Here is a 9,090-nt window from a genome sequence, read left to right on the forward strand (position 1 = left end):
CGCCGTCATTTACGTCCAGGCGTCCAGTTCATGCCCCAGCCGTAGGCACGGTCGACGGTGCGCTGCGGGCTCACCCCGCGCTCCGGGACCAGATAGCGCGCCTCGCGCTGCACGACGAGGTCGCCGCCGGTGCTGGTGAGCAGGGCGAGCGCGCACACGGTCGAGGGGACCGTGCACTCGTCCAGGGAGAAGTCGATCGCGGCGCCGTGCTGCGGCTGCAGGGTGACGGTGGCGTGCAGGTCGGCGAAGGACGTGGCGCCCTGGTAGATCGTCACGAAGACCAGGATGCGCCGGAAGTCCTGTTTGTGATCGAGGTTGACGGTGAGGTTCTCCCCGCTCTCCGTCGCGCCGGTGCGGTCGTCGCCGTCGAGGTGGATGTACGGCGGCCGGTTCAGGGAGCCGAATGCGTTGCCCAGCGCCTGTACGACCCCCTTGCGGCCGTCGGCGAGCTCGTACAGGGCGCACAGGTCGAGATCGAGGTCGGCCCCGCCGTGCCGGCCGCCCCAGCTGGGGAACTGCTTGCGGACCTGCCAGTTGAGGTTGACGCGCAGGGCGCCCGAGGTGCCGCCCTGTTTGGCCAGGGAGACGGAGGGCGCCGCCTTGGTGAGCGTCACCTTGGACAGCCGCACGGGCGCGGTCGGCGGGGGCGGCGGCGGGACGGGCAGGCCGCCGGAGGTCGGCGCCGCGTGCTGGGGGAAGGGCAGGCCGGCCGGGGGCGGCGGGGCGACCGGTGGCGCGGTCACCGGGGAGGGTGGCGGGGCAACGGGTGCCGCGGTCACCGGGGAGGGGGCCGGGGCAGGCGGTGCCGGGTGCTGCGGCTCGTCCACCGTGATCCCGAAGTCGGTGGCGAGCCCTTCGAGCCCGCTGCTGTAGCCCTGTCCCACGGCGCGGAACTTCCAGCCGCCCTGGCGGCGGTACAACTCACCGAGGACGAAAGCGGTTTCCACCGTGGCGCCCGTACTGTCGAACCGCGCGACCGTGCTCCCGTCCGCCGCGTCCCGGACCTCGATGCAGAGGCCGGGGACCTGCCCGAACGCGCCGCCGTCGGCGGAGGCCGCGAGAACGATCCTCTCCACCGGTGCCTCCACGCGCGCGAGGTCGACGAACAGCGTGTCGGTGACCTGGTCGCCGGACCGTCGCTTGCCCTCGTGCCGGACCGCGCCGGAGGCGTGCGCGGGCTGGTTGTAGAAGACGAAATCGCCGTCGGAGCGTACCTTTCCGGCGACCAGCAGCAGCGCCGAGGCGTCCGCGTCGGGGACACCCTGACCGGAGTGCCAGCCCAATTCGACACGCAGCGCCGTGGTCGGCACCGGCGTATTCGATCCTTTCGGCATTGACATGTCCGCCCCCATCCTGTGTCGGCATGCCGGGCGCGCCCCGGCGGTCCCAGGTCATCCCTACCCACACAACCTATTCCCGGGGACGGCGAACCTCCCATGAGCGGCACAGGAAGATCCCTGTCCAACCCCCGGTAACCTGCGCGGAACTAGGCCTTTACACGATCAGAACGCTGATTGCCGTCCTTTTTTGCCGAGTTCGCTCGGATTGGGGATCCGGCGTCACTGCCGACACGGAAAACAACCCTCTTATCGGTCTCCCCAACCAGCACATCGTGGGCTTAACTTATGTGCCATGACCTCCCCCCGCTCCACCTATGGCGGCGGCTACTACTCCGCCTCCTTCCCGGACACTCCGATCTACGACTCGCTCGTGGCCGAACGGGGCACCCCGCAGATCGCCCCGATCCGGGTCCCCCCCGCCTACGACACGGGCAGCAGCTTCAGCAACCTGCCCGCACTGCCGTCGGCACTGCCCGCCCTCCCGGCAGGCCCCTCCCAGCCGGCCCAGAACTACGGCTACCCGCAGCAGACGCAGCAGCCCGCGCCGCTGCAGCAGGCCCCCGCGGCCTACATCCCCCAGCAGGCGACGGGCCCACGCGGCTACCCCGCGCAGCAGCCGCAGCAGCCCCGTCCGATGATGGGCGGCACGGGTTACGAGGCGATGCGCCCGGCGGCTCCGCGCCCCGCGCAGTCCGCGCCGTACCAGGACCCGTACAACAACCAGCAACAGCAGCAGTACCGCGGCTACTGACCGGCACCCCCGCGGATGTCCGTGCGCCCTGGCACGATGACGTCATGGGGATTGCCGAACTGCAGTCGATTCACGTTCACCCGGTCAAGGCGCTCCGGGGCTTCTCGCCCCGGCAGGCCGTCGTGGAGCCCTGGGGGCTGGCCGGTGACCGACGCTGGGTTCTGATCGACGACGGGGGAAAGGTCGTCACCCAGCGCGAGGAGCCGCGGCTCGCGCTGGCCGCCGCCGAGCTGCTGTCCGGCGGCGGCATACGCATGTCCGCGCCCGGACGCGAGCCCCTGACCGTGCCGGTCCCGGAGCCCGGGGCCACGGTGCCGGTGGACATCTTCGGTACGAAGGTGGAGGCGGTCCTCGCCACGGAGACCGCGCGCACCTGGTGCGGTGACTATCTCGGGGCCGATGTCCGCCTCGCCCACATGGACGCACCCGGCACCCGCCGCCCGATCGACCCGGAGTACGCGCTCCCGGGCGAGACGGTGAGCTTCGCCGACGGCTATCCCCTGCTGGTCACCACGCAGGCCTCGCTCGACTCCCTCAACGCCCTCATAGCGCGGGGCGACCGCGCCCAGGAGGGCCCGCTCCCCATGAACCGTTTCCGGCCGAACGTGGTCGTGCGGGGCACGGAGCCGTGGGCCGAGGACGACTGGACGCGGATCGCCATCGGCGAGGTCGAATTCCGGGTCACGAAGATGTGCGGGCGGTGCGTCGTGACCACGACCGACCAGATCACCGCGGAGCGCGGCAAGGAGCCGCTGCGGACGCTGGCGCGGCACCGCAGGTTCGGCAGGCAGCTGGTCTTCGGCCAGAACCTGGTACCGCGCTTCCCCGGCACGATCCGGGTCGGGGACCGGGTACACGTCCTGGGCTGAGCCCTCCGCCCGAGCCGTCTTCGTCCGGTCCTCGAGCGATCTCCGTCGTCCGGTGGGAACCCCGGGCCGCGGCCCGGTCGTTGGGAGCGGTGAGAAGTTCATGAAGTCCCGGCCGGGGGTGATTTCGCTCTCTCTTCGGCCAGGGGCGCGGGTGAACGGCTCGGGCGGGGGTTATCACGGAGCGGAAGGGGGTGGTGGACGGTGCGAGCGATCCGCGGTCTGTGGCGCTGGCGGCGCAATCCGCTGCGCCGCGCGACCGACCTGGCCGAGGCCTGGGTGGCCCTGCTGACACTGCTGTTGATCGTGGTGGCCGCGCCCGTGCTCGGCTCGCTGGTGGGCGCCGCCGCGGAGAACACCCTCCAGCAGTCGGTCCGCCGGCAGCAGCACGACCGGCACCTCGTCACCGCCACGGTCGTGCGGAAGCTGGACGGCCCCCTGGTGGAGCCCGATCCGGACGCCACCAGCGCCCGCGACACCCGCAGCCGCGTCCTCGCCGACTGGACCGCCCCCGACGGCACCGAACAGCACGGCACGGCCCTGACGACCCTCAAGTCCCCGCACAAGGGCGACCACTTCGGCGTCTGGACCGACCGTCACGGGCTCGTGACGGCCCGCCCGCTGGACTCCGCGACGGCGACGACACACGCCGTGCTGGCCGGGTTCGGCGCGGCGCTGCTCGTCGCGGGTCTGGTCGAGAGCGGCAGACGGATGATCGTCTGGCGTATGGTCCGGCGCAGATACGCACGTTGGGACCAGGCCTGGGACCGGGCGGGCCCTGACTGGGGCAAGGCCGGCACGGGCAGCTGACCGCCTTTCCGTCTCTGGTCAATCCACCACCTCGGCGCACGCTACGGTGGACCGGCCGAAGCGCATTCGGCATCGACCCGCGCGCGAGCGAACCACCGGGGCCGGGCACCGTCCGCGGTGGCGCCCCGAAGGCGAGCGAGCGATCTGTACGACGAGGTGGGGGCACGGCAACGCCATGGCACAGGGCACGGTCCAGGTGACGCACACCGGTACATCGCGGTGGCGGCGCCGCACAGGTGAGTACGCATCGCTCGCCGCCGCCCTGGAGGCCGCCGCCGACGGCGACGTCCTCACGGTCGCGCCCGGCACCTACCGGGAGAACCTCGTCGTCCAGCGCGCGGTGACGCTGCGCGGGCCCGAGGGCTCGCCCGGCTCGGTGCGGATCGCGCCCGCGGACGGGGTGCCGCTCACCGTGCGGGCCTCGGCGGTCGTACAGGATCTCCATGTCGAGGGCCAGGACGCGGCCGCTCCCGCGCTGCTCGTGGAGGAGGGCGCGCCCGAGCTGCTGGACGTGCGGATCGTCACCCGCTCCGCCGCCGGTATCGAGGTGCGCGGCGGGGCGCGGCCGACCGTACGGCGGTGCACCGTGGACAACCCGGCCGGCATCGGCATCGCCGTACTCGACGGCGGCGGCGGGGTGTTCGAGGAGTGCGAGGTCGTGGCCGCCGGCCAGGCGGGCGTGGCGGTGCGCGGCGGCGGCCACCCCCGCCTGGAGCGCTGCCGGGTGCATCACGCCTCGGGCACGGGCCTGACGGCGACCGGGGAGAACTCCGCGCTGGAAGCGGTGGGTTGCGAGATCTACGAGGTGCGCGGCTCCGGGGTGCAGGTCACCGCGCGGGCCACGGCGCATCTGACCGACTGCGATGTGCACCGCACCACCGCCGACGGGGTCACGCTGGACACGGACGCGGTGCTCACGCTCGCCGACTGCCGTATCCACGACATCCCGGAGAACGCGGTGGACCTGCGCTCGCGGTCGGTGCTGACGCTGACGCGGACGACCGTGCGTCAGTTCGGGCGCAACGGACTGTCGGTGTGGGACCCGGGCACCCGGGTGGACGCCAACCAGTGCGAGATCTTCGACAGCACCGGCGACTATCCCGCGGTGTGGGTGAGCGACGGCGCCACCGCCGTCCTGGAGTCCTGCCGGGTGCACGACGTGCCGGACGCGCTGTTCGTCCTGGACCGGGGCTCCCGCGCGGACGTCGTCGACAGTGACCTCTCCCAGGTGCGCAACACGGCGGTGTCGGTGAGCGACGGGGCGACCGCGCAGCTGGACGACTGCCGGATCCGGGACGCGGCCACCGGTGCCTGGTTCCGCGACCACGGCAGCGGCGGCACCCTCAACAACTGCACGGTGGACGGCACCCAGACCGGAGTGATCGTCACCAAGGGCGCCGATCCGACGATCGAGCGCTGCACGGTGACCTCCCCGGCGGAGGCGGGCTTCTATGTGTCGGCGGGCGGCCGGGGCAGCTTCCTGAACTGCCGGGTCACGGGCAGCGCGGGCTACGGCTTCCATGTGATCGACGGCAGCCGTTCGACGCTGCGCAAGTGCCGCACGGAGCGCTGCGCGCGCGGGGGTTACGAGTTCGCGGAGGGCGGGCCGGACACCGGCTCGGGCACCGGCCCGGTGGTGGAGGACTGCACCAGCGACGAGAGCGGCAGCCTGCGGCCGTCCACCGCGCACGAGCCGGCCGTACAGACCTCGAACCAGTCCCCCGGGCTGCTGGGCGCGATCCCCGGCCAGCGCAGCGGCGAGCAGGAGCCGCTCATCACCCCGGCCGCGCCCGAGGAGCCGGCCCGGACCTCCACGGCCGTGCTCGGCGAACTCGACGCGCTGGTCGGCCTGGACAGCGTCAAGCGCGAGGTCCGTGCGCTGACCGACATGATCGAGGTCGGCAGGCGCCGCCAGCAGGCCGGGCTGAAGGCCGCCTCCGTCAAGAGACACCTGGTGTTCACGGGTTCCCCGGGCACCGGCAAGACGACGGTCGCCCGGCTCTACGGCGAGATCCTGGCCTCCCTCGGTGTGCTGGAGAAGGGCCATCTGGTCGAGGTGTCCCGGGTCGACCTGGTCGGCGAGCACATCGGTTCCACGGCGATCCGCACCCAGGAGGCCTTCCAACGGGCGCACGGCGGTGTGCTGTTCATCGACGAGGCGTACGCGCTGTCGCCGGAGGACGCCGGGCGGGACTTCGGCAAGGAGGCCATCGACACGCTGGTGAAGCTGATGGAGGACCACCGGGACGCCGTGGTGGTGATCGTCGCGGGCTACACGGAGGAGATGGAGCGCTTCCTCTCGGTCAACCCCGGTGTGGCGTCCCGTTTCTCCCGGACCATCACCTTCAGCGACTACGGCCCGGACGAACTGCTGAGGATCGTGGAGCAGCAGGCCGACGAGCACGAGTACCGGCTGGCGCCGGGCGCGTCCGAGGGCCTGCTGACATACTTCACGGCGCTCCCGAAGGGCCCGGCGTTCGGCAACGGCCGTACCGCCCGGCAGACCTTCGAGGCGATGGTCGAGCGGCACGCGAGCCGGGTCGCGCAGGTCGCCGACCCGACCACCGACGACCTCACCCTGCTGTACACGGAGGACCTGCCGGAACTCGCCTGATCAGTCCGCCGGTCGCGCTTCCGCCGGTTGTGCCGGCCGCTGCCCGGGCAGGTCCGGGCGCAGCCGGGCCAGCAGCCGTTCCCGCTCCTCGGCGAAGACCGGGTCCGCCTGGTAGTCGGAGTGGCCCAGGATCGGGGCGGGGAGCGGGTGCCCCGGGGTGCGTCCGTAGGCGAGGGGGTCCTTCAGCGGCGGCGTGTGGTCGACCTCGGGGCCGTCGCCGTCGGGGATCCGCACGGGGCCGCCGATGGGGTCGGTGAGCCGGTAGAGGTTGCGCCAGCAGGCGACCTCGCGGTGCAGGGAGCCCAGTTCGGCTGGGCCGAAGTGCGCGGGGAACCAGCGGCCGTACAGGCGCTCCAGCGGGGAGCCGTACGTCAGCAGGGCGACCCGTCTGCGGACCGACGGGGTCAGCTGCCAGGCCGCCGCGGCCGCGAGGACGCTGCCCTGGGAGTGGCCGGAGATGACCAGCCGGCCGCCGGTGCGGCGGGTCCAGGTGACCATGCGCCAGGTCAGGTCGGGCACCGCGCGCTCGGCGTAGCAGGGCGGGGCGAAGGGGTGGGCGGCGCGCGGCCAGAAGGTGCCGACGTCCCAGAGGATGCCGATGGTGCGCCGGGCGGAGGCGTCCTTGTAGGCGCGCCGGCCCCAGGTGACGAAGAGTACGAAGCCGAGTCCGACCAGCCAGGAGCCGAGCGCCTGCGAGGCCTCGGCCGCGCCGTGCACCAGGGCGTACGTCCGTTCGGCGGCCGCGTCCGGGGTCTTCCCGGTGGCCAGCGCGCCCACCAGCGCCCCGGCGCCGAGCACCAGCGTGGCGGCGCACAGCACGGTGACGACGAGCGGGGTCCGGTCGGTGAGGGCCGCCATGGCACGGACCCGGGCGATACGGCGGGTACGGGCCGTGTCCTCCGGCTCCCCGGGGTGATCCCGGTCGACCCCGGCGCGGTCGGCGCGGCTGAGCCGCGAGGTGCGCCAGGAGAGCCAGGCGACCGCGCCGAGGAGCACCACGAGGACGGGCGGGATCACCGACGCCTGCCAGGTCAGCAGCACCGGTGGCCCGGCGATGGAGGTTCCGGTGCCGTCCAGCCAGTCGGAGACCCGCTGGGCGACCCCGCCCGAGATCACCCCGCCCAGCGCGCAGGCGAGCAGCGCGACGGCGGGTCCGCCGAGACCGCGCATCGCGGCGCGCGGATCGGGGAGCCGGCGATGCAGGTCCTGGGCGACGACCCCGAGGACGATCACCAGCGCGCCCTGGGCCAGGGCCAGGCCGCCGAAGGTCGTGTCCCCGGCGAGCCGTCCCACGGAGTGCCACCCCGGCCGGGACCAGCCGGCGTACAGCACGACGAGCACCAGCAGGGCCAGCGAGCCGAGCGGCAGCCGTCGTACGAGACGGCGGTCGAGTTCCTGGTCGAGGAGGTTCTCGCTGCGACCCCGGCGGCAGACCACCCACACCACGACCACGGCTCCGGCGATCAGCGCGCCGGTCAGCAGCCACCCGAGCGTGTTCAGCAGGGCGGTTCCGCCGGCCCGGCGGTCGAAGGAGGCCGCCGGTGCGAGGACCGCGGCGGCGACGGTGAGCAGCCCCGCCGCGGTGTGGGCGGCGCGCAGCCGGGCCACCAGCCGGCGCCCGTACCAGAAGCCGGGGCTGCCGAGGGAGGTGTGGCCGGGCTCGGGGTCGTGGGCGAGCGGGCGGGTGGACTCGTAGGCGGACCAGGTGCGGAGCGAGAGGTACCAGAGCAGGCCGGTCAGGGCGGTGGGCACCAGGGCGGCCAGGGCGAGCCGGCGTCCGGGCGCGCTCCACCAGCCGCCGCCGGAGCCGGCGGGCGAGAGGAAGCCGAGCCAGGAGTGCCGGCCGGCGCAGGCGGCGACTCCCGCGCACTGCCAGGCCGCCAGGTCCAGGGCGACCTCGCAGGCCGCCGCGACGAGCAGCACGGTGAGGGTGAGCCCGGCGAGCCGGACCAGGAGGCCGTAGAAGCGGACGGTGCGCGGCCGGTCCTGGGCGGCGGGGCGCATCCAGTGGGCGAGGTTGACCACCATGAACGGCAGGAGCAGCAGCCACAGGGCGCGCGAGGCGTTGCCGGAGGTGAGGTTGCACCAGACGTACGCCTCGGGCACCGGGCGGTCGCGGTAGTCCTCGGGCCGGGACTCGGCGTCGACGTCCTCGGCGCGCCGGAAGACGGCGGCGGTGTCGTCGCCGGTGATCCGCACCGTGCGCGGATCGTCGAGCATCTTCTCGGGCGTGGTCCCGCCGACCCCGTGCACCAGGAGCTCCAGATCGATCTCCGACACCGCGGGCCGATCAGACGGGCCGGCCTTCATGACCGTGGGCCGCTCGACAGTCCCGGACCTCGTGACTGCGACTCGCTCGGCAGTCCCGGCCCCCGTGGCTGCGACTTCCTCGGCCGTCCCGGCCCCCGTCGCTGCGACTCCCCCGGCAATCCCGGACCTCGTGACCGCGACCTGCTCGACCATCCCAGCCTGCGTGGCCACGGCCTGCTCGACCGTCCCGACCCCCGCGGCTGCGACTTCCTCGGCCGTCCCGGCCCCCGTCGCTGCGACTCCCCCGGCAGTCCCGGCCCCCGTGGCTGCGGCTCGCCCGGCAGTCCCGCCCCTCGTGACCGAGACCTGCTCGACCATCTCAGCCTTCGTGGCCACGGCCTGCTCGACCGTCCCGACCCCCGCGGCTGCGACTTCCTCGGCCGTCCCGGCCCCCGTCGC

Annotated in this window: 6 protein-coding genes; 4 read left to right on the plus strand and 2 right to left on the minus strand. The window is 73.5% G+C overall.

Annotation, left to right across the window (positions count from 1 at the left end):
* Positions 1-5 precede the first annotated feature (5 nt).
* The gene (locus AB0D85_RS32625; protein WP_362328201.1) at positions 6-1,352 is read right to left on the minus strand and encodes a TerD family protein; all 1,347 of its coding nucleotides are present in this window, start codon (positions 1,350-1,352) and stop codon (positions 6-8) included.
* A gap of 280 nt (positions 1,353-1,632) precedes the next feature.
* On the opposite strand from AB0D85_RS32625, the gene AB0D85_RS32630 reads away from it, so the two are divergent.
* The 4 genes from AB0D85_RS32630 to AB0D85_RS32645 all read left to right on the plus strand — a co-directional run bounded on the left by AB0D85_RS32630 (position 1,633) and on the right by AB0D85_RS32645 (position 6,381).
* Positions 1,633-2,091, plus strand: a complete 459-nt coding sequence (locus AB0D85_RS32630) for a DUF6643 family protein (RefSeq protein ID WP_362328203.1) — start codon at positions 1,633-1,635, stop codon at positions 2,089-2,091.
* Between the two features lie 44 nt (positions 2,092-2,135).
* The gene (locus tag AB0D85_RS32635; protein WP_362328205.1) at positions 2,136-2,960 is read left to right on the plus strand and encodes an MOSC N-terminal beta barrel domain-containing protein; all 825 of its coding nucleotides are present in this window, start codon (positions 2,136-2,138) and stop codon (positions 2,958-2,960) included.
* A gap of 201 nt (positions 2,961-3,161) precedes the next feature.
* Positions 3,162-3,767, plus strand: a complete 606-nt coding sequence (locus tag AB0D85_RS32640; RefSeq protein ID WP_362328207.1) for a hypothetical protein — start codon at positions 3,162-3,164, stop codon at positions 3,765-3,767.
* Positions 3,768-3,942: 175 nt separating this feature from the next.
* A complete protein-coding gene (locus tag AB0D85_RS32645; protein WP_362328209.1) occupies positions 3,943-6,381 on the plus strand; it encodes a right-handed parallel beta-helix repeat-containing protein in 2,439 nt (812 codons plus the stop codon).
* Here the strand turns inward: AB0D85_RS32645 and AB0D85_RS32650 are convergent, their stop codons facing one another.
* The gene (locus tag AB0D85_RS32650; protein ID WP_362328211.1) at positions 6,382-8,691 is read right to left on the minus strand and encodes a hypothetical protein; all 2,310 of its coding nucleotides are present in this window, start codon (positions 8,689-8,691) and stop codon (positions 6,382-6,384) included.
* Positions 8,692-9,090 lie beyond the last annotated feature (399 nt).

This window comes from Streptomyces sp. NPDC048277, assembly GCF_040652235.1.
In the GTDB taxonomy this organism is placed as follows: Bacteria; Actinomycetota; Actinomycetes; order Streptomycetales; family Streptomycetaceae; genus Streptomyces.

Coding starts and splice junctions, on each gene's coding strand:
- AB0D85_RS32625 (WP_362328201.1), bottom strand. CDS start 1,352: ATGGGGGCGGACATGTCAATGCCGAAAGGATCGAATACGCCGGTGCCG.
- AB0D85_RS32630 (WP_362328203.1), top strand. CDS start 1,633: ATGACCTCCCCCCGCTCCACCTATGGCGGCGGCTACTACTCCGCCTCC.
- AB0D85_RS32635 (WP_362328205.1), top strand. CDS start 2,136: ATGGGGATTGCCGAACTGCAGTCGATTCACGTTCACCCGGTCAAGGCG.
- AB0D85_RS32645 (WP_362328209.1), top strand. CDS start 3,943: ATGGCACAGGGCACGGTCCAGGTGACGCACACCGGTACATCGCGGTGG.
- AB0D85_RS32650 (WP_362328211.1), bottom strand. CDS start 8,691: ATGAAGGCCGGCCCGTCTGATCGGCCCGCGGTGTCGGAGATCGATCTG.